This is a genomic window from Rhodococcus sp. ACPA1, from assembly GCF_002300195.1.
GTDB classification, from domain to species: domain Bacteria; phylum Actinomycetota; class Actinomycetes; order Mycobacteriales; family Mycobacteriaceae; genus Rhodococcus_F; species Rhodococcus_F opacus.
On sequence record NZ_NSDX01000002.1, the window covers coordinates 602,008 to 624,394 of the forward strand.

Here is a 22,387-nt window from a genome sequence, read left to right on the forward strand (position 1 = left end):
AATGGCATTGGCCGACATGACTATCACCGACGAAACCGGACTCGATCCGGCGGACGATTTCGTGCACGAACCCCCCGCCGGAGTGGACCGCTGGGCGGAAAACATCCAGTGGAACGTCCGAGACAAAGACGGTCTCGGCGTGATGTGGCACATGGGCACGATGCTCGACGACCCACGCCTGTGGCACATCGTCATCGCCGTCACCCAACCCGACGGCACCGTGCACTCCACGAAAATCGTGGCGCCGGGCGCCGGGCAATTCGGTTCGCCGAACGCGCACCTGGCGACCATCACCCCGTACCGCGAGTGGCGGTTCACCTTCTTCGGCGGCATGGTTGACGTCTCCCAGGATCAGGGTGCAACCGGCCTCACCCCCGACGACCACCACCATTCGGTTCAGATCGACCTCGACCTGGAAGCCGCCTACCCGGTGTGGATCCCGGAGGGATCCACCCAGTTCGGGGACTGGGGACGGTTCCACCACGAGCAGGCCGTCATCGTGCGCGGTACGGTCACCATCGCCGGCAAGACGCATGTCCTCGATGGAATCGGGCACCGGGACCACTCGATCGGCCCCCGGGACATGAGCCATCTGCGCCGCGCCTTCTGGGGCAACGGCATCTTCGAATCCGGGTGGGGATTCGCCACCATGCTGGGCGAGTACGAATCCGGTGCCTTCCAGCGCGCAGCTCTGTTCGACTCGGCCGGAACTCACGACGCCACGATGGTTCGGTGGACCGACCTGACGGCGTTCAACTGCGAACCCACCGCGATCACGGTCGAACTCGACGTCCAAGGCAGGCAGGTCGTCATCGACGGCCGGATCCGTCACGGCATGAACTTCACCGTCGCCGACGGCGCCGAATTCTGCATGGGCACCGACCTCGCCCGACCCGATCGTTACTTCCTGACCAACTTCTTCGTCGACTGGACCTGCAACGGCGAACACGGCATTGGCTATCTCGACCGCGGTGCTCTCATCTCACTTCTCACCCAGGGGCAATCATGACCACGACCGAACAGTCCGCGACCGCGGAATCGACCCACACCGACCCCGTCCGAGGGAACAGCACCCCGAACCGGTACTGGACAACCGCCAACATCGGTGAGGCCGCGCCGGCCGTCATGACACCGCTGTGCTGGAGTCTGTGGGGACCCGGTAACGAACTGGCAGTGCGAGGGACATGGCACCGATTCGGAATGCTCGGCCCCGACGAGGTCTACGTCGACCCCGACCAGAACAACCGCCTGACCGGCATCTTCTACGGCCGCCAGGCAATGAACATCGAACCGATCCGCCGCTACGTCGACCGGTTCCCCGGAATCACCGCCGACGAGTTCGAACTCGGCCTCGCCGGCGCCCTGCACCCGGACGCAGACCCCTTCACCCCCCTCACCGACGCCCAACAGGCACTCGTCGCCGAGGTCGTCGAACGAGTCCGTGACACGCACAGTCAGCGCCTGTCCGACATGGTGCGCGATCAGAACGAGTGGTGGCGCCGGGAAGTGCTCCACCGCGAGGACGCTGGAGACCCTCGCGCCCGGCTCACCGAAGCGTTCGATCGGTTCGTCTGGTCCATCGGTATCCACAACGAGACACGGTTGCTGATCGTCGCGGCGATGAGCAGCATCTACCGGCTCGCCGCCGCCACCGACATGCTCGACATCGTCCCCGCACTGACTGCCGCGTTCGGCGACGTCGCCGAACTTTCCATGGGCGCCGACCTGTGGGCGTTGGCCAACGGCGAATTGGACATGGCGACCTTCGTCGAGCGGCACGGCTACCACGGGGAGAACGAGGGCAACCCCGCCGGACGCTCCTGGCGCGAAAACCCCGACCTGCTGTCCTCGACGATCGCGGCACTGCGCTCACGTAACGCCACCGAGCACCCGGAACGCCGCGCGGAGGGAGCTGTGAAGAAGCAGCGGACCGCCGTCGCCGAGTTCGAAGCGAAACTCACCGAAGAGCAGCGAATCGAACTTGCCGCCGCGCTCGACGACACCGCAACCGCAGTCCGAGAAACGGAGCTCGGGAAAGCATCATTCCTGACCGCGATCGACGGATTCCGCGCCGCGGCCCGCGATCTGGGAGACCAGATGGTGCGCGACGGCCGCTTCGCTGACCGCGACGACGTCTTCTTCCTGGACATGGACGAAATCGCCCAGGATACAGGCGAATCTGTCACAGAACTGGTGGCCTTCCGCAGTGCGGCCGCCGCAGAATACCGCGGCTACCGGCTGCCGACGACCTTCGTCGGCATGCCCGAACCGCTCACCGTCAACTCCGCCCGCGCCCAGGTCGGTGACGTCCTCTCGGGCGTCGGCGCCAGCGCCGCGACCCACGTAGGCGCCGTGCGGATCATCCGCCGCGCGGAGGACGAGGACGCCCTCGAACCCGGCGACGTGCTGGTGTGCGAGTCCACCGACCCCAGCTGGACCCCGCTGTTCATGCTCGCGGCCGCGGTGGTCATCGACATCGGCAGCGTCGGCAGCCACGGAGCCATCATCGCCCGCGAACTCGGACTCCCCGCAGTCATCAACACCGGGGACGGATCGGGTCGACTCCGCGACGGAGACCGGGTCCTCGTCGACGGCGCCAAGGGCACCGTCACCGTCCTCGCGATCAACGAAGCCGGATAGCCACCTCGCCGACAACCGACCCGCCACCGGGTGCGCCGCACCCGGCAGCGAGACGGAACCACACGCGTTCACGACCAGCCCGTCCACGGACGCACCGATATCACTAGCCAGGAGGAATACGGAATGAGCGACATCACCGTAGATCACGTCGAGAGCACCGACACCATCGGCGCGCGACTCAATCCGTTCGCAAGCAAACTCAGCCAGGCACCACACGACATCTGGACGCGGCTGCGCAACGAATGCCCCGTCGCCCACAGCGACGAACTCGGAGGGTTCCATCTCCTGAGCCGCTACGAGGACGTCTGGGCCGCAACCCTCGACACCGAGACCTACTCGTCGGCGGAAGGGACAACCGTTCCGCGGCACCCGGTTCGGATGCCCCCCGAGGACACCGACGAGCCCGAGCACCGCATGTACCGCAAGATCATGGATCCGTTGTTCACGCCGAAGACGGTCAAATCCATGGAGTCGTGGGTGCGCGAGATGACGGTGGAATTGCTCGACAGCATCGAAGATCTCACGAAGTTCGACTTCGTCGGGGACTTCTCGAGCCAGCTGCCACGTCACGTCATCCTCCGCATCATCGGTGTACCCGACGAAGATCTGCCGGAACTGATCGACGCAATGATCGCGCTCAACGGTGCCTACGACGATGCGGAGCGAGGAGCCGCCGCCGGCGCCACCCTCTACGGGTACTTCGCGCAGAAGCTCGCCGAACGACGCGAACAACCCCGCCGCGACGACCTCATCTCCGCGCTGCTCGACGGCGACTTCGGTGGAGAACCGCTGTCCGATCTGGACATGCAGCACATGCTGATCTTGACCATCCTCGGTGGCACCGACACCTCCAGCGGCGCCATGGGCGGAATGATGCTGTGGCTGGCCGACCACCCCGAGGACTACGCCCGGTTGCGGGAAGATCCGGACCTGATGCGCACGGCCATCGACGAGTTCCTCCGCTACGTCAGCCCCGTCGCATACATGGCGCGGACCACAACCAAGGACGTCGAGGTGCAGGGCTGCCCGATCCCGCACAACGAAAAGGTCCTGCTCGGGTTCGGCCCCGCCAACCGCGACTCGGAGAAGTTCGAACGCGCCGACGAGGTCCTGCTCGACCGGCACCCGAACCCCCACGTCGCGTTCGGTGGCGGACCGCACCGCTGCCTCGGCGCGAACCTCGTGAAACTCGAGATGAAGGTCGTCCTCGAGGAGGTCATCAACCGGTTCAAGTCCTTCGAGGTCGAGGACTACACAAAGCTGCGCTACCAGCGCGGTCAGGCCCGAAACCTGGAATGCCTTCCGCTGGTCACCCAGAGGAACAATCCATGACGTATGTCGTCACCCAACCCTGCTGCAATGACGCGTCGTGCGTGGCGGTATGCCCGGTCAACTGCATCCACCCCACGCCCGACGAGCGCGACTACTCACGCACCGAGATGCTCTACATCGATCCGAACACCTGTATCGACTGTGGTGCGTGTGCCGATGCCTGCCCGATCGATGCGATCGTCCCCGACTACGACCTCGAGGAGGGAACCGAGCGGTACCTCGAAATCAACGCCGACTACTTCGAGGATCCCAAACATCGGGACTACCCGAGCGCTCCTGTGGTGCAGCAGCGCCCGGTAGTCGGTGTCACCGACGCGACGCCGCTGCGAGTAGCGATCATCGGGACCGGACCCGCGGCGTGCTACGCCGGTGAGGAAGTTCTCGGGTCCGGGGCCCCCGGCGTCGAGGTGCATTTCTTCGAGCGCCTGCCCACACCCTGGGGACTGGTGCGGTTCGGTGTCGCACCAGATCACCAGCAGACCAAGTCCGTCACCGACGCCTTCGCCCGGATCGGGGCTCGCCGCGGCACCTATTTCCACCTCAACGTGGAGATCGGCAAGCACCTCACCCACGAGGAACTCCTGACGCATTTCCACGCGGTGATCTACGCAGTCGGAGCCCATCACGACCGCCGGCTCGGCATCTCGGGAGAGGATCTGCCGGGTAGCCATCCGGCATCGGACTTCGTCAGCTGGTACAACGGGCACCCCGATGGTGCGCAACGGTCGTTCGATCTGTCCTGCGAACGCGCGGTGGTGGTCGGGAACGGCAACGTCGCGCTGGATGTGGCCAGAATCCTGACCTCCGGGCTGGGGCATCTTGCCCGTACCGATATCGCCGATCATGCCCTCGAGGCGTTGGCGGCCAGCAAGATCTCCGAGGTCGTCGTGCTCGGGCGCAGGGGCCCGGCACAGGCCGCCTACACCACCCCCGAGTTGCTCGGCCTCGCCGCGGCGGAGGGCATCGATCTGGTCGTCGACCCTGCCGACGTGGAGTCGATCGGCGTGACCGCCACGACCACGCCGTCGGCTGCGGCCGCATTCAAAAGCCGGCTGCTCGACGAGATCGCGGCGACACCACCGTCGGGCGCACCGAAACGCATTGTTCTGCGCTTCCTGTCGTCGCCGGCAGAGATCGTCGGTGAGGACCACGTGCGCGGGCTCCGGGTCCAGCGCAACGAACTGGTCGAATCGCCCGAGGGCGAGGTCACCGTCCGCCCGACGGACCGGTTCGAGGAGATCGAATGCGGTCTGATCATCCGGTCGATCGGGTACCGGGGCACCCCGCTCGCCGGTCTGCCGTTCGACGACGCGACCGGCACGGTTCCCAACGACGGCGGCCGCGTCGTCGACCCGGCCACAGGGGCGACGATCCCGGGCGTCTACACCGCAGGCTGGATCAAACGCGGCCCCTCCGGATCGATCGGAAACAACAGCCGCTGCGCCAAGGACACGGTCCGAGCGCTCGTCGAAGACTATGCCCAGGGACAGCTTCCAGCACCGACCCTCGACACCGACGCCCTTGCCGCACTGCTCGCTCAGCGGCAGCCGAACGTCCTGACCTACACCGACTGGAAGACCATCGACCAGTTCGAACGTGCAGCGGCGCGAAAGCACCAGAGGCCGAGAATCAAGCTGGTCGACGTCGACGCGATGCTCGACGTCGCCCGACCCAAGGCCTGAATTCACATACCGCGAAAAACATTGTAGGAGTAACAAAATGGCAAGTGTCGGCCGTCAGGGTCTTCTGTCGAGCACCCTCTGCGAAGAGTTCCAGCGCACGGCGAAGGTGGATCCGGAGGCGGTCGCACTGCGTACGGTCGCCGGAACCCAACAGATCACCTGGCGCGAGTACGCGAACCGCGTACGCCGCATCGCGACCGGTCTGGCGTCTCTCGGCGTCGGCCACGGCGACACGGTCGCCCTGATGATGGGGAACCGGCCGGAGTTCAACCTCATCGACACCGCGATCCTCCACCTCGGGGCCGGCCCCTTTTCGATCTACAACACCAATTCGGCCGAACAGATCGCGCACCTGCTCTCGAACGCCGAAAGCAAGGTGGTGTTCTGCGAGGCCCGCTTCGTCGACACGATCCGCGCCGCCGGGGGACCGGTCGAGACAATCGTGGTCATCGACGCGCCGGTGGGCGGGACACTCCCGCTGAAACTGGTCGAGGAAAGGTCGGTCCCGGACTTTGACTTCGACGCCTCCTGGAGGGCAGTGCGACCGACCGATGTCGCCACGCTGATCTACACCTCGGGCACCACGGGCAACCCCAAAGGGGTCGAACTCACCCACGCCAACATCCTGAGCCAGGTCGAGGCCCTCAGTCACGTGTTCGACGTCAAGGCCGGCGACCGCTTCGTGTCCTTCCTGCCCGCCGCGCACATCGCGGACCGGCTCGCCTCACACTATCTACAGATTGCGCACGGGACGCAGCTCACCACCCTCGACGACCCCAAGAATCTCGCCGCCGCACTCGCCGACGCCCGCCCCACCTACTGGTTCGCCGTCCCGCGAGTGTGGGAGAAGCTGAAGGCCGCACTGGAACTGGGCTTCGCCGAGGCGGATGGAGTCAAGGCGACGCTTCTCGCCCGGGCCCGCACGCTCAGTGCCAAGAACGTCGAGGCCGGCCGCGGCGGCCCCACACTCAGCGCCCTGGAACAGCTGCAACTGCGTGTCCTCGACCACATTGTGCTCTCGAAGGTGCGTGCGAAGCTGGGCCTCGAGGAACTGCGATGGGCGATCTCGGGAGGGGCGTCGATCGCGCCGGACACCCTGAACTTCTTCCTCGCCCTGGGAATCAAGGTCTGCGAGATCTGGGGGATGTCCGAAACCGCCGGAGCCGGCCTGGTCAATCCGCCGGACGGAATCCGGTCCGGAACGATAGGAAAGCCGCTGCCCGGCGTCGAGGTCCGTGTCGCCGACGACGGTGAGATGCTCATCCGCGGTGGCATCGTCATGCGGGGATACCGCTCCGACCCCGAGCGCACCGCCGAGGCACTCGACGCCGACGGCTGGCTGTACACCGGCGACGTGGTCAACATCGACGCGGACGGATACGTGACGATCGTCGATCGCAAGAAGGAACTGATCATCAACGCCGCGGGCAAGAACATGTCGCCGGCGAACATCGAGGGCACCCTGAAAACGATGTGCCCGCTCATCGGTGAGGCGGTGACCATCGGTGACGGGCGCCCGTTCAATACAGCCCTGATCGTCCTGGACGCCGACGCGGCGGCAGCCTACGCGGCCAAGAAGGGACTATCTGACGCGTCCGCGGCCGCGCTCGCCGTCGACCCGGACCTCGTGCAGACCATTCTGGCCGGGGTGGCCGCGGCGAACGCACGGCTGTCGCGGGTCGAGCAGATCAAGCGCCTGCGGATCCTGCCCGTGTTCTGGGAGCCCGGGGGAGTAGAGATCACGCCCACGATGAAGCTCCGGCGCCGTCCGATCTCCGAGCGGTACACCCAGGAAATCGAGTCCCTGTATGCAGACCCGATCCCGGCCGAGGTGCACGCCCTCGGAACGCCAGCAGACCCGGCCCACCGCCGCCTGCGCCAACTGTCATGACCCGCACCACGGTTCCGAGCTACTGCCGCATCTGCGAGGCCAGCTGCGGCATCCTCGCCGATGTCGAGGACGGGCGCGTGACGGCCATTCACGGCGACCCCGAACATCCCTCGTCGCGGGGGCTGATGTGCCCCAAGGGCTCGCTGATGGTCAAGGTCACCAACGACCCCGAACGCGTCACCACCCCGCTGCGGGGCGACCGGAAGGGCGGATTCGTCCCCGTGTCCTGGGACGAGGCCCTCGACGACATCGCCGATCGAGTCAAGACACTCATCGCCGACCACGGGCCCAATTCGATCGCCTACTACTCCGGCAACCCCGCCGGTTTCAGCATGGCGGGGCACATGTGGTCGAAGAAATTCATCGACAGCATCGGTTCCAAAGGGTCCTACAGTGCCGCACCGCAGGACACCTCCTCGCGGTGGGCGGCGTCGCACTTCCTCTACGGCAACACCCACGAAGTTCCGCTGCCGGACCTGGACTACACCGACTTCTTCCTCTGCTTCGGAGCCAACCCGCTAGTCAGCCACGGTTCCCTCATGTCGAGCGGACGCACCCGCAGCCAGCTGGCGAACATCACTGCCCGCGGCGGTCGCGTCGTGGTGGTCGACCCGGCCCGCACGCAGACCGCGGAAACCTACGAGCACGTCTCCGTCGTCCCGAGCAGCGACCCGCTCCTGATGGCCGCGATGTTGCACGTCATCTTCGCCGAGAACCTGGTCTCACCCCGTGCCGATGCATCCGCCATCGGCATCGACACCCTCGCCGCAGCAGTCCAATCCGTCACCCCCGAGTCGGTTCAGGACCGAACCGGGGTCGACGCCGAGACTGTGTGGACGCTCGCCCGCGACTTCGCCACGGCAGAATCCGCCTGCGCGTATGGCCGGCTGGGACTGTGCCGCGGCGAATTCCCGACCTTGGCCAACTATTTGCTCGATGCACTCAATGTCGTCACCGGCAACCTGGACCGCCGGGGAGGGGTGGTCTTCGGCAGCGGTCTCGTCGATTTCCCCGCGATCAACGCCAAGGTCGGCCGAACCTCCTATTCGTCGACATTCACGCGCGTCGGCAGCCTGCCCGAGGTCGGCGGCCGCAAGCCCTGGGTACTCGCCGAAGAAATCCTCACCCCCGGGGAAGGTCAGGTCAGGGGTGTCTTTCTGGCCTCGGGTAACCCGGTCTCCTCGACTCCCGGCGCAGCCCGCCTCGAAGAAGCCTTCGACCAACTCGACCTGTTGGTCTCCGTCGACATGTACGTCACCGAGTCCAACGAGCGAGGGGACTACATCCTGCCGTCACCGACCTTCCTGGAGCGAGCCGACGTCCTGTTGAACTTCGGCGGCGGTATGACCCGCCCCTGGGTGCAGTGGACCGAACCGGTGGTCCCGCGAATTGGAGACACCTGGGAAGAAACGGAAATCTTCGGTGAACTGATGCGCCGAATGGATGTTCCGCCCGGCCCCAGCCCCTGGGAACTGATCGACACCATGATCCGCACCGGTGACCGCGGGGCCGCCGAAGGATGGACCCTCGACCGCATCAAGGAGCACCCACACGGCGTCGAACTCGGCGGTGACGTACCGGTCGGGGTGATCGCGCAACGCATCTCGACCTACACGAAGGGGGCCCGCGACACGGTCGACCTCGGCGCCGGACCCGTCCTCGCGCAACTCGACCAGTTCCTGTCCAAGGAGCCGCCCGACCCCGACTCCCTGCTGCTGATCAGTCGCCGACACCTGCGCAGCATCAACTCGTGGATGCACAACGCGCGCAAAGCCCGGCCCGGCGGGGGACCGACGCTGTACCTACACCCGAAGGACGCCCGCGCACGGGGCATCGAGACCGGCGAGACCGTCACTCTCACGACGTCGGTGGGATCCGGCGACGTCATCGTCACCGTCACCGACGAGGTACGCCCCGGAACGGTGAGCTATCCGCACGGGTGGGGCCATTCCGGTGGGTGGTCCACCGCGATCGAACACGGCGGCATCAACATCAACAAGCTCATCCCCAACGACATCGAGACGAAGGACCCCTTGTCCGGCATGTCGCTCCTCGATGGAGTCCGCGTCACGGTGACCGCGAAAAACTCGGCCCCACAAAGGTAATGACGGTTCTGATACCCAGAGCTGAGAGGAGCGCAACGTTCATGACAGGACTCGGAGCCAGGGGGCCGGCGCGATGGCACACGTAATTACCCAATCGTGCTGCAACGATGCTGCGTGCGTCGTAGTGTGCCCGGCGAACTGTATTCACCCAACGCCGGACGAACCGGACTACGCCCGGACAGAGATGCTCTACATCGACCCGCGCAGCTGTGTCGACTGCGGCGCCTGTATCCAGGCATGTCCCGTGGACGCCATCGTCCCGCACGACGAACTCACACCGCATACCACCCAATACGCCGAACTCAACGCGCTCTACTTCGCCCACAACTCCACCCTCACCGGCAAGCCACAGACCGAGATCGGGATCTCCCAACTGGTCTCCCAGCGACAGCACCCGAATGCGCAGCCGACGCCGTCGACAACTCTCCGGGTGGCGATCGTCGGATCCGGGCCATCCGCGTGCTACGCGGCCGAGGAACTCCTGACCCGCCACAGCAATGTCGAAGTCCACATGTTCGAACGACTGCCCACCCCCTGGGGGCTGGTGCGCGCCGGGGTCGCCCCCGACCATCCCGACACCAAGGACGTCATCCGCTCCTTCGAAAACACAGTCACCCGAACCGGATTCCACTTCCATCTCAACGTCGAGGTCGGCAAGGACATCACCCACGAGGAACTGCTGAACCACCACGATGCCGTCATCTACGCGGTGGGGGCTCATCGTGACCGGAGACTGAACATCCCCGGGGAAGACCTCCCGGGCAGCCACTCCGCAACCGACTTCGTCGCCTGGTACAACGGCCATCCCCGCGCCATCGACTACACCTTCGACCTCTCCGCCGAACGCGCCGTCGTCGTCGGAAACGGAAACGTAGCGCTCGACGTCGCCCGGATACTGCTCACCGACGTCGACACACTGTCCCGAACCGATGCAGCAGATCACGCACTGGCCGCGCTCGCCGAAAGCCGCATCGATGAAGTCGTCGTGCTCGGACGTCGCGGCCCCGCGCAAGCGGCCTACACCACACCCGAGCTGCTCGCGCTCGGCCACCTGCGTGGGATCGATGTGTCCGTCGACCCCGCCGAAGCAGAACTCGATGCCCACACCACCGCCTGGCTCCGTGACCACCCGGACCCCACCGCGCAGTTCAAGGCATCGATCACCGCGGAGTACGCGACCCGCGTACCGCGACACCGACGGCGAATAGCACTGCGCTATCTCGGCTCTCCCGTCGAAGTTCTGGGTACGGACCGAGTTCGCGGGCTGAGTATCGCTCGCAACGAGCTCGTCACCTCTCCCGGAGGCCGCCTCGAGGCAGCCCCCACCGGGAAGGTCGAGGAACTCGACTGCGGCCTGGTCTTGCGATCGGTGGGCTACCGAGGAGTACCGGTACAGGGAGTGCCGTTCGACGAGGCCCGCGCCCTGATCCCCAACCAAGCAGGCCGGGTGGTCGACCCGGCAGGAGGCTCGCCAATAGCCGGCGTCTACACGACCGGGTGGATCAAGCGGGGCCCGTCAGGAGTAATCGGCACCAACAAGAAGTGCGCGAAAGAAACAGTCTCCGGACTCCTCGCCGATCACGACGCCGGCCGGCTGACGGCGCCGGCACATGACACCGAATCGTTGGAATCGCTCCTGTCCCGGCGGCAGCCACACGCCCTGGACTACTCCGACTGGCGGACGATCGACCTGCACGAGCAGGCATCGGCTGCCGGAACCCCCCGTCCTCGCGTGAAGCTGGTCGACATCGACGAGATGCTCGCGATCGCCGACCGCAGCCGCGCCCACGACTAGATGTCCACACCACCGAAAGGGTGATCCTCCAGCACAGGAGAACGGCAGGCAGCGGCAACCGGGGCGTCTCAGCGTGTGGCCGGGGGGTATCGCAGCACGCGCGGGGACGGACACCAATGTTCCGTAGAAGCAATCGAGGGGATGATGCACGTGCCGGGAGCACTCGGTGGAACCGTGAGAACGCGGCCCGCAGTCGGGTCGGAACGAAGCCGACGAGCGGTGCAGAGGTCGTGACCTCGGTGCATGTGGGAATCCCGACGATCCGCCCGAACTGGGCCCCACGCGTATCCGATCGGCCGGACACCCCAGATCTGCTGGACCGATACGCGCGTGTGGCACGGGACCTGCGCGTATCTCTCACCGAGAAATGTTCGCTGCGATGCACCTGCATGCCGGAGGAAGGATTGCCACCGATTCCCCGTGAGGCGCTGCTGACAGCGGACGAGATTTGCCGCCTGGTAGGAATTGCAGTCCAGCGACTCGGAATCCGCGAAGTGCGCTTCACCGGCGGCGAACCACTGATGCGCCGCGATCTCGAACAGATCGTCGCCGGATGCGCTCGAACAGCCCCCGGCATTCCCCTCGCCCTCACCACCAACGGCGTCGGACTCGCGCACCGGGCGCAGGCCCTCGCCGCCGCGGGCCTGACCCGAGTCAATGTCTCCCTCGATTCGATAGATCGCCGACAGTTCGCAACACTGACCCGGCGTGACCGGCTCGACTCGGTGCTCGCCGGCATCGCCGCGGCCAGGGAGGCAGGGTTCTCACCGGTCAAGGTCAACGCCGTGCTCATGCGACAGACCCTCGACGCTGCCGGCGAACTGTTGCAATGGTGCGTCGGACAGGGGGTCGAACTACGGTTCATTGACCAGATGCCTCTGGATGCGGACCGCACATGGGCGCAGGAGAGCATGGTGTCTGCCCAGCGGCTGCTCGATGTACTCGGCCGCCGATTCGACCTCGCGGCGGTAGGTCGAGACGACCCTGCGGCACCGGCAGAACAGTGGCAGGTCGACGGAGGACCCGCAACTGTGGGAATCATCGCCTCGGTGACGCGATCATTCTGTTCCGAATGCGACCGCACTCGCCTGACCACCGAAGGAACTGTGCGTCCGTGCTTGTTCAGCGACCGGGAAACGGACTTGAAGGGTGCCTTGCGCGCGGGGGCCACCGACGAGGAGCTCGCGCAACTGTGGCGTGGCGCGATGTGGAACAAATCGGCCGGGCACGAGATAGGTACGGCGGAATTCACTCAACCCGCAAGAAGTATGGGTGCGATTGGTGGATGAGAACCGACAAATGACGTACTGCTGATACTGACCGACGGTCGAACTCGGAACAAAAAAGAGAATAGGTGCAGAACGCGCGTCGAAGGCCGGGAGTCCGGTATGCCTTCTGTCTCGACCATGCCCGAAATGGACAGCAAAAGAATTCGGGCAATTCAATTCATAAATCCGACCTCCGCGCATATGTGTCTTGCATCACGCTAGTTCGTGGAATAGGCTACACGCGAACGTATTTCGGCGGTGACAACCAGATTAGATCTCTATGGTGCCGATCTGTCGGGCTCTGATTGGAGCCCCGGAAAGTTGACCACCAACCGTCGCCGAGTGATCAGACGACTGTTCGCTCACAAATACGAAATCCACTCGCTATCCGAGGAGAAACGTATGGCCATGCGCCGTTCGTCCATCGTGCTGCTCATCGTCGGCCTGCTGCTGATCGCCGCAGCAGCAGCGATCAAATATGTTGCAGTACCGCAATTATCAAAATTGCCCGAAGACACCAATGAGGCCGCGACGTTCGCGGGCACCCTCCGCCAACTCGACCCCACGACCTTCGCACTCGACGCGGGGACCCCGATCACCATCGATCGCTCCGTCAAGGTCGACCAGGTTGCGGGAGACACCGCAGTGGTCACAAGCACGGCGGTGACCCATCTCCCGAGTGGCGACAGCACCGACGCCCACACCTATGCCATCAGCCGCACGGACTACACCCAAGCCAGCGCACCGGACGGCGTGCAGGTCGAGGACCAACGCGGCGGCGTCACACTGTCGTTCCCGATGAACCCGACCACCGACGACGCGCTCGTCTACGACTCGGTGACACGTACCGCTCAGCCCGTTACCTACACCGAAACGAGCACCCTCGAGGGACGGGAAGTGTTCGGGTTCACCGGTACGACGACCGCGCCCATCGCCGACCCAGCAGTGCTCGGACCCGTCAAAGCCGGAATCGCAGCCCTCGCCCAGAACGGTGACGGCTCCACCCTGCCGAAAGCGATGCTGCAGAGCCTGATCCCCGCTCTGCCGGCCGACCGCACCGACGATGCCCGGCGGGCACTCGAGACCGTCCCCGACCAGGTGCCCCTCGCCTTCACTTCACAGAACACGACGACGCTGGCCGTCGACACCCGGTTCGGTGCACCCATCAACACTGCTCAGACCCAGACCACCGTGCTCAACGTGCAGTCCGGAAATGTGACAGTTCCGCTCCTCGACCTCTCCGAGGTCCAGATCCAAACCTCGGATGCCTCGATCCAGTCCGCAGTCCAGAAGTTCGTACAGGGTGAACGACAACTGAACCTCCTGACCGTCTGGGTTCCGCTCGCATCTGCACTACTGGGGGCGCTCCTCACCATCATCGCGATCATCCGGCGCACCCCCAGGGAACGCGGCGACGGCCCCGGTACATCCAATCCGAATGAGAGCCTCACCCAACCCCAGGTCACCCGCGCGCGAGGCTAGGTGTCCGTTCGTTTGGCACTTTCGCCGGATTAATCGGCGGCTTCTCGATCGCGATCCGTTCGAGAAGCCGCCGTCCCGCGGTGATCGGTCCACGATCAGCTCCGTGACCAGCCGTCGAACACCGGCGCGGTTCGCGGAATCGACGATTACAGACGCGGGCGTGACGATATCCTTGGATTAGTCAGCGAGGTGCGCTGTGATGTCTTGCCCGAAAGCGATCAAACGACATAGGTCATGACCGACGTCGATCCCTTCGCGACCCAACGCGACGTAGCAGGTTCGGTCGCCGCGGAATTGGCGGCGGCCGGGTTCGCCGATGCGCGTGAGATCGGGCGGGGTGGATTCGGGGTGGTCTACCGCTGTAGGCAGGCCTCCCTCGATCGCACGGTGGCAGTCAAGGTGTTGACCGCCGACCTCGACGAGGACAACCGTGCCCGGTTCCTTCGCGAGCAGCGGGCCGCCGGCCGACTGACCGGCCACCCCAACGTCGTCAACATCCTGCAGGCCGGAATCACCGCACACGACCGGCCCTACATCGTCATGCCCTTCCACGCCCGAGACTCCCTCGAGACACGGATCCGCCACCACGGTCCGCTGACACTGGAAGATGCGCTGCGAATAGGTGTCAAGATCGCCGGGGCTCTCGCGACCGCACACGGTCTCGGCATTCTGCACCGCGACGTCAAACCGGCGAACATCCTGTTCACCGACTACGGAGAGCCCGCACTGACAGACTTCGGTATCGCACACATCGCGGGAGGGTTCCAGACGACCACCGGAGTCGTGACGGGCTCACCAGCCTTCACCGCCCCCGAGGTCATCGCCGGAGAACCCCCAACTCCGGCCGCCGACGTCTACGGGCTGGGCGCCACCTTGTTCGCCGCCATCACCGGGCACGCCGCCTTCGAACGCCGCAGCGGCGAACAACTGGTCGCACAATTCGTCCGGATCACCAGCGAGCCCGTACCGAACCCCCGCGAGCACGGCATCGCCGACGACGTCAGCGCCCTGATCGAAGGCGCCATGTCCACCGACCCCGGTCGCCGCCCGACCATCGCAGAGCTCAGCAGGCACCTACGGTCGGTGCAGCGCACGCACGGGTTTCCGGTCGCCGACCAGGCTGAGCGCGCCGACCCTGAATCAGCCATGAACGGTCCCTCGCAGGCAGACCCACCGGAGTCGGCCGGCGGAGATCGGGCACAGAGTGACGCCCCACGGGTGTCGCACTCAGGGCGAACAGGGGCGCTGCCGCTCGAGCTGACCAGTTTCGTCGACCGCCGCTCCGAGTCGGCCGAAGTAAAGAACCTGCTGGCTTCCTCTCGCATGGTGACGTTGACCGGGATGGGCGGGGTGGGCAAGACTCGTCTGGCCTTGCGGGTCGCCAGCCAAGTGAGATCCGGCTTCGCCGACGGCGTGTTCTTGGCCGAGTTGGGGGAGCTGCGCGATGCGCTGCTTCTGGTCAACGTGGTTGCCGACGCGGTGGGGGTGCGAGATCGCTCGCCCAGACCACTGTTGGAGGTGCTCGAGGATTTTCTTGCACACCGGGAAGTGCTGCTCGTGCTGGACAACTGCGAACAGGTACTCGACGCGGTGGCCGAACTTGCCGAATCACTACTCCGCACCAGCCCGAGGCTTCGGATGCTCATGACCAGCCGTGAGCCGATTGGTATCAGCGGGGAGGTGGCCTTACCGATTCCTCCTCTGGCGGTGCCCGATCCCGACCAACTAGCGCAGAGGAGGCCCCGGAACGACGCGGTGACGTTGTTTGCCGAGCGGGGAGCGGCGGTGGACCCCGGATTCGCCGTCACCGAGGACAACAACGTCGTCGTCGCCCGGATATGCCACCGTCTCGACGGGCTACCGTTGGCGATCGAACTCGCAGCCGCGCGGCTACGGGCGATCCCGCCGGAGGAAATCCTGCAACGACTGACCGACCGCTACGCACTCCTGACCCGCGGAAACAGGGACGCCCCGTCCCGGCAGCAGACCTTACGGATGTGTATCGACTGGAGCTACGACCTGTGCACACCCCGGGAGCAACACATGTGGTCCGCCCTGTCGATTTTCGCCGGAAGTTTCGAACTCAATGCCGCCGAAGAGGTTTGGGGAGGCGACCAACCGGCGGACGACCTCCTTGACACGGTCACCTCACTTATCGACAAATCGATTCTGATCCGCGAGCACGCAGGTCCAATCGCGCGGTTCCGCATGCTCGACACCGTCCGCGACTACGGACGGGACAAGGCGCGTGACTCGAGCACCTATCCCGAACTACGCCGCCGATACCGGGACTGGTACGAGCAACTCGCCCGCGACGCCGAGGCCGACTGGATCGGGCCACGACAGCTCACGTGGATCACCAGATTGGCTGCGGAACAATCGAACTTGCGTCAGGCATTGGAATTCTGTATCACCGACGACCACGAATCCGGAATTCGAATGGTCGGGGCTCTCTTTCAGTTCTGGCTCGCCCGCGGACTGTTCAGCGAAGGGCGACGCTGGATTGCTCGACTCCTGGCATGCAACCCCGAGCCCGGCGACCTCGACCGTGCCAAGGCACTCTACGCAGCAACCGTGATGGCCGGACTGCAGGGCGACCTTCGCGCCGCTGCCACCCTGATACAGGAGGGACGGGCACTCGCAAACCAGTCCAGGGAGCCGATGCTGCAGGCGCACATCGACCTCGCCGACGGCTACCGGGCCTTGTTCAGCGGTGAACTGGACAACGCGCGCGGGTTGTTCGACCACGCCGCCGACGTCTACGCCGAACACAACAACGAACTCTTCGAGGTCGTCACCATCGGCGTCCTGGGCCTGACGCACGAACTGCTCGATGACACTGAGCGCGCCATCGAATGCTACGAGCGCGGACTCGCCATCGCCGAGGTTCGCGGTGAGACCGTCTACCGCTCGTACACGCTCTGGGCCCTTGCGGTCGCGGTATGGCGACACGGCGACGGCACCCGCGCGAACCAACTTCTGCGGCAGGCACTCGATGTCGGACGCAACATCAACGACCGCCTCAACGCCAGCATGTGCCTGCAAGCACTGGCCTGGATCGCGGCCGAGGAACAGAACCCCGAACGCGCAGTGGTGTTATCTGCCGCGGCGCAGCAGCTAAGCCAGTCGGTCGGAAGTCCGATCGTGTTCATTCCGGCCCTTCGCGACTACCAGGACAAGTGTGAACGCGAGACTCGTAACGTATTGAGTGAGCAGAAGTTCACCGCAGCTTACCGAAAAGGAAGCGCACTCGGAGTTGCCGCTGCCGTGGCCTATGCACTCGGCGAACAGGCGCCGGAACCATCCCCGCAGGATGCGCCATCCTCCGCAGCTCCGACCAAGCGAGAGCTCGAGGTTGCCGAACTGGTCGCCGAGGGGCTGACGAACCGGGAGATCGCCACCCGTCTGACGATCTCACCACGTACAGCGCAAGGACACGTTGAACACCTTCTCGCCAAGCTCGGGTTCACCTCACGCGCCCAAATCGCGGCCTGGGTCATGGCAACACGACATGAAGGTCACTGACACCGTGCGAGAGAGAACGCGACCGCGCATTGGCGGGTTGTGTTGCGCGGCCCAGACCCAAACGGAGACCACGGCATCCCGATCGCGGCTGAGGCGGGGATTGTCCGGTGCCCCCTCGAAGGAGCCCACGGGGCATTCTCACGCGTTTGCGGTGAACCGGTCCGCCCAAATCCGGATCGCCTCGTCGGTGGCACCGTGCGCTCGCAGCCACGCGTGCACGCCACCCGGCTGGGCGTCCCACCGAGCCAGAACACCCTCGATGGCGTCCGGTACGGCGCCTCGGAGATCGCGATCGTTGGGATGGGTCTGACCGAGTTCGGGAGCGAAGCGAGTGATGCGGGCCAGGACGGCCGGCATGTGCTCGTTGGTCGTCAGGTAGTCGGCGACGATAACGTCGGGGGCAACGCCGGCCGCGCGCAGCAACAGGGCCACCGCGACACCGGTGCGGTCCTTGCCCGCCGCACAGTGCAGCAGCACCGGACCAGGCGAGGTCGCTGCGACCTGCAGGACCTCTACGAGTCGCTCCCCAGCGTTGCTCAGAATTCCCTGATAGATGTCGGTGAGCCGGGCACCCTGGTTCGGTGCGATGACCTCGGCGTCGGACAGCAGGGAGATCTGGTGGACAGCTGTGTCGTCCGACTGCAGCGGGTGTGCGCGGGCGGCGAACTCTCGGGGACTGCGGAGGTCGATGACGGTGCGGGCCGGTCAGTGGTCGACCGTGGTGGGGCGGGTGTCACCAGGCGCGGGCAAAGCGCTGCGGTAGAGCACTCCGGGCCGGGTCACACGCCCGTCGGCGGCGGGGAGTCCGCCGAGGTCGCGGAGGTTGGGGAGAATCTCGATGTCGGTGACGGTCATATGAGTTTCTTTCTGAGGTAAGAGGCGGCGCGGTCGAGCGCAACCACGACCACCAGGACGACCAGGACGATGGTGAGGAATTGCCGTATTCGAAGAGCCGGAGTTGCTGGGTGAGTTCCATGCCCGATGCCGCCGGCGCCGACGATGCCGAGCAGCGACGCAGCGCGCACGTTCCCGTCGAATGACGGAATCGCTTACGATCTCTGTCCTGACCAGCACTGGCGGAGTAGTTTCGAGTCACCGCGGACGGGTCGATGATCCGCGAGGGAGAAAAGTGTTCACGGTGAAGCACGGCGCCGGCGTCGGCGAAGCCTCCGAGGTCACTGCATACGTGTTCGCGGTGGCGCGGGCACTAAAATGCCGACAGGATCCGCCGATGGGACGAGATCAGTTTCGAGGCGGTGGTCGTGGTGTCGAGGCAGTTCCGGTACTACAGCGGACGCGACATCCTGATCGCCTGGAACCATCATTTCGGCTGGTCGTTGGGAATCGAGGGTCAGCGCTGCAATCGTGTCCTGGTCATTTCCGGGCTCGGGATCGGCCGTCGCCCGCAATCCGAGATCATCGCCGACCGAACTGACGAGCTCGTCGCCGACCTGCTGCACCTCGAATGCCGAGCCCCGAACAGTTTTCCGGTTCTGTCGTCTGTCGGCTCGGTACCCGCCCCGCCGCGCACGGGCCGTTGCGGCGGTGAGGGACCGCCGGTTCCCGGCTGGGGGAGCGGCGCCTCGACGAGGTCGGGCTGAGGACCGGATGCACCGACTGCCCCCCTGGAGTCGGGCGCTGACGATTTGTCGGTGGCAGGGCCCGGACAGGAGAGGTCGCCGGGGGCATGACGACGAGGCCGCGATCCGATCGTGGGGGCAGTCCGTGCCCGAGGACATGGGTCCCCGGGACGCAGAGGTCCCTGCCCGCACGGTGTCGGTCCAGGCGGCTCCGTCACCGAGCCACAGAGTTTTTGGCGGTCTCACAGGTTGTTATCGAGCATGTCGTCGAGCCAAAACAGGGCGTCGAGCAGCATCCGGATCCGCTCGGGGGCTGCGGTGCCTTAAGGCGGGGTGGTCCTGGATGAATGCTCACCAGTGGCCGAGATTGCCCTGCCACAAGGCAGAGATGACGTACAGGACGATGACCAGCGGGTAGTACAGATTGATCACCGCACTCACCTCCATGAAAGGGGGACGGGTGGACTGATGGCCCCGGCAACATTTGGGTACCCACCGTGCTGGGCGAGCCGGGGAAGCAACCCGCGGGCCAGGAGCACCGTCGCCGCAGACACGGCGGGGGCGTTGCTTTCGGTGGACTGGGCGGCATGTTTCGTCGAAGCCCTACGGGCCCGGCGGACGGTGACGCGGGTTTTTGACCGGCATCGCCCGGCCCCGCCCAGCTCACTGTCCGGTTCGCCATTGTTAATGGCTCCTGCCCCGGGTAACGGCAAATTCAGCTGCCCGGGCGGCCGCGAACATCCGATGCGCGGTCGTCCGCCTCGCGTTCCCCCCAACGTGAATCGAAGGAGGAAGCAACGCGGTCAGCCTTCTCGTGGGCGATCGTCCCGGACGATCACACCCCACGGTCACACCCTCCGGCCGGTCACCGTCCGGCCAGTGAACGGGCCGGTGCTCGGTTGCGCGCCAGCGTACCGGGGTAAGCGCCGCGAAAGACCACGTTGATCCGAAGGTCGGGGCGCCGGAGGATGTCCGCCGATGACCGATATCGTCACTGTCGACGAGAACGGGCGCTACCGGCTGCATCTCGAGCGCCGTCTGCACCACACCTGTGACGAGGTGTGGCGGGTGCTCCGCCTGCTGCATCCCGCGTGCGGAGGCACGGGCATGGCGTGCCGGGTCCGGCCGCCCAGCCTGCTCGAGTTCACCTGCGGGGAGAGCGTGCTGCGGTGGGAGATCACCGGCGACGGGCACTCGCGGACGGTTTTGCAGTTCAGCCACGATTGCCCCCGCCGCCAGGACGGAATCGAAGAGATGGGCTGGTGGCTCACCGAGCTCGACGTCCTCGGCGAACTCCTCGACGGGGTGGAGGTGACCGATTTCCGGCGCCGCGCCGAGGACATGATCGACCGCTGCCGACGCGCGTTCGAATGAGGACATCAAAGGGCAGTAACTGAACGGCAGGCGCGATGTGGCGCGGCTCGCGGCCCACAACCAGGGAAGACTAGGCATATGCCCAGCCACCCAGCTCTACGCGACCCTGAGTGTAGTGCGGTAAGCCCGACCACGCTTGTCCCCGGAGTTCTCGCGTTGTGTGCGCGGTTCAGAGGCCCGTTCCGTGGGTATCGGGATGGTGCAGTGCATATTGGCCGGGTCCGGTGGCCTTGGCCCGGTACATCGCCCGGTCGGCGTGATGAATCAGCTCGTGCGGGGAGACGGCGGCACCGGTGACGGCGATACCGATACTCGCAGTGATCGGCCCGTCCCCCGGGTGCGGGTCCACGGTGGCGATCCGGTCGGCGATCGCAATCACGTCCGCGGGACCGGTGACGGCCGGGCACAGGATCAGGAATTCGTCGCCGCCCAGGCGCGCCACGGTGTCGGTCGGCCGGACCACGGACCGCAGGCGATCGGCGAGTCGGATCAGGGCGGCGTCGCCACCGGCGTGCCCCAATCGGGCGTTGAGGTGTCGGAAGTTGTCGAGGTCGATCACCAGCACCGCCACCCGGCCGCCGGTGCGTGCCGCTCGGTCGAGGGCGGCATTGAGACGCTCCAGGGCCAGGGTGCGGTTCGGTAACCCGGTGAGCGGGTCGTGCAGGCTGCGATGCCGCAATCGCTCCTCCGCCTCGATTCGCTCGAGCGCGGTCGACAGCACCGCGGCCACCGCGGACACAAACGCCACCTCATGCTCCAGGGTGGGGCGCGGTCGGGCGAAATGGGCGGTCAGCACCCCCCAGATCGGGTCGTGCCCGATCGGCACACCGATGCCGCCACCCAGCCCGTGCGCGGCCATGTCCGCGGTGGCGAACCGGCGCTCACGGGCGCGGTCCGGGCAGCACACCACCACCGCCTCGGTGGCCACGTACCCGGTCAGCGAGCCGTGGCCGGCGGCGACGGTGGTCGGGCGCGGCCCGGGCCCGTGGTAGCCGAGTACCGTCAGCGCCGCCCCGGCGGTGTCCGGCACCCGGGCCACCGCCGCGCACCGCACCCCCATCAGTGCGGTGAGCTCCGCGGTCGCGGCGGTCAGGAGAATGTCGAGGTCGGCGGTGACCGCGAGCCGGCTCAGTTCGGCGAGTACGTGTTGTTCCCGGCACCGGCGGTCGGCTTCCGCTAGGGCGGCGAGCAGCGATTGCTCCTGCTCACCCGCGGTGGACGGCTCACGGCTGATTACCCCGATCAGCAGCGGGCGCCCGTCCTCGTCGCGCTCGGTGACGAAGACCGACAGGACCACCGGGATCGGCGCACCGGTGCGCAAATGCCGCAACTCCGTCGGCCCGCACCACCGACCCCGTCCGGTCAGGGCGGCCGAGACCTCCGGTGCCTGCGCCACCGCGCTGGCGGTGCAGACATCGGCAGCCCTGCGCGCGGACACCTCGCCGCCCTTCGGGAACCCCACCAGGGCGGCTCCGGCTGGGTTCAGATAGCGGAGACGGCCCGAGCCGAACTCCCACAGCGCCACCGGGGCGGGCGCGCATTCCAACGCGGCGACCAGCTGCGCCGACATCGCCGCGCCCGGGAACGATCCCGTCTCGGATCGGGTCACCTCTTCGGGGAACCCGGATTGTGCGGCGCCCTCCGGCGCCCGGTACGGTTCGAACAATTCAGTCACGACTGGTCGGTTTCATTCTTGCACAACACCTTTCAATG

13 protein-coding genes and 1 pseudogene are annotated in these 22,387 nt (G+C 66.0%); 12 read left to right on the forward strand and 2 right to left on the reverse strand.

The annotated features are described in order from the left end of the window. The first annotated feature begins 16 nt into the window (after positions 1-16). The 10 genes from CJ177_RS09275 to CJ177_RS09320 all read left to right on the forward strand — a co-directional run bounded on the left by CJ177_RS09275 (position 17) and on the right by CJ177_RS09320 (position 17,720). Positions 17-1,009, forward strand: a complete 993-nt coding sequence (locus CJ177_RS09275; protein WP_061042532.1) for a hypothetical protein — start codon at positions 17-19, stop codon at positions 1,007-1,009. Continuing rightward, positions 1,006-2,640, forward strand: coding sequence for a PEP-utilizing enzyme (locus CJ177_RS09280; protein WP_061042531.1), 1,635 nt, complete (start codon positions 1,006-1,008; stop codon positions 2,638-2,640). The genes CJ177_RS09275 and CJ177_RS09280 overlap by 4 nt, the downstream gene beginning before the upstream one ends. Before the next feature lie 123 nt (positions 2,641-2,763). Beyond that, positions 2,764-3,972 carry a cytochrome P450 gene (locus CJ177_RS09285; RefSeq protein ID WP_061700087.1) on the forward strand — a complete coding sequence of 403 codons (1,209 nt, stop codon included), beginning with the start codon at positions 2,764-2,766 and terminating at the stop codon, positions 3,970-3,972. Beyond that, positions 3,969-5,654 (forward strand): 4Fe-4S binding protein, encoded by a 1,686-nt coding sequence (locus CJ177_RS09290; protein WP_095867616.1) that lies wholly within the window; start codon positions 3,969-3,971, stop codon positions 5,652-5,654. The genes CJ177_RS09285 and CJ177_RS09290 overlap by 4 nt, the downstream gene beginning before the upstream one ends. 37 nt (positions 5,655-5,691) lie before the next feature. Further along, positions 5,692-7,545, forward strand: coding sequence for an AMP-binding protein (locus tag CJ177_RS09295; RefSeq protein ID WP_061042528.1), 1,854 nt, complete (start codon positions 5,692-5,694; stop codon positions 7,543-7,545). After that, positions 7,542-9,650: a molybdopterin-dependent oxidoreductase gene (locus tag CJ177_RS09300; RefSeq protein ID WP_061042527.1), complete on the forward strand. Its 2,109-nt coding sequence runs from the start codon at positions 7,542-7,544 to the stop codon at positions 9,648-9,650. The genes CJ177_RS09295 and CJ177_RS09300 overlap by 4 nt, the downstream gene beginning before the upstream one ends. A gap of 73 nt (positions 9,651-9,723) precedes the next feature. Then, on the forward strand, positions 9,724-11,445 hold the full coding sequence (locus tag CJ177_RS09305; protein WP_095867617.1) for an FAD-dependent oxidoreductase: 1,722 nt from the start codon (positions 9,724-9,726) through the stop codon (positions 11,443-11,445). Positions 11,446-11,675: 230 nt separating this feature from the next. Next, complete coding sequence (gene moaA / locus CJ177_RS09310; RefSeq protein ID WP_061042525.1) at positions 11,676-12,734, forward strand: GTP 3',8-cyclase MoaA; 1,059 nt, start codon at positions 11,676-11,678, stop codon at positions 12,732-12,734. 381 nt (positions 12,735-13,115) lie between these two features. After that, positions 13,116-14,195, forward strand: a complete 1,080-nt coding sequence (locus tag CJ177_RS09315) for a porin PorA family protein (RefSeq protein ID WP_061042524.1) — start codon at positions 13,116-13,118, stop codon at positions 14,193-14,195. 234 nt (positions 14,196-14,429) lie between these two features. Continuing rightward, positions 14,430-17,720 (forward strand): protein kinase, encoded by a 3,291-nt coding sequence (locus CJ177_RS09320; protein WP_095867618.1) that lies wholly within the window; start codon positions 14,430-14,432, stop codon positions 17,718-17,720. Between the two features lie 138 nt (positions 17,721-17,858). On the opposite strand, the pseudogene CJ177_RS09325 reads toward CJ177_RS09320, so the two are convergent. After that, positions 17,859-18,575, reverse strand: a pseudogene (locus CJ177_RS09325) (tyrosine-protein phosphatase). Positions 18,576-18,982: 407 nt separating this feature from the next. Here CJ177_RS09325 and CJ177_RS48180 point away from each other — a divergent pair. Next, positions 18,983-19,321, forward strand: coding sequence for a hypothetical protein (locus CJ177_RS48180; RefSeq protein ID WP_231914268.1), 339 nt, complete (start codon positions 18,983-18,985; stop codon positions 19,319-19,321). A 957-nt stretch (positions 19,322-20,278) separates the two neighbouring features. Then, complete coding sequence (locus CJ177_RS09340; protein ID WP_095867619.1) at positions 20,279-20,674, forward strand: hypothetical protein; 396 nt, start codon at positions 20,279-20,281, stop codon at positions 20,672-20,674. Between the two features lie 169 nt (positions 20,675-20,843). On the opposite strand, the gene CJ177_RS09345 is transcribed toward CJ177_RS09340, so the two are convergent. Continuing rightward, on the reverse strand, positions 20,844-22,349 hold the full coding sequence (locus tag CJ177_RS09345; protein WP_082764543.1) for a sensor domain-containing diguanylate cyclase: 1,506 nt from the start codon (positions 22,347-22,349) through the stop codon (positions 20,844-20,846). Positions 22,350-22,387: the final 38 nt, after the last annotated feature.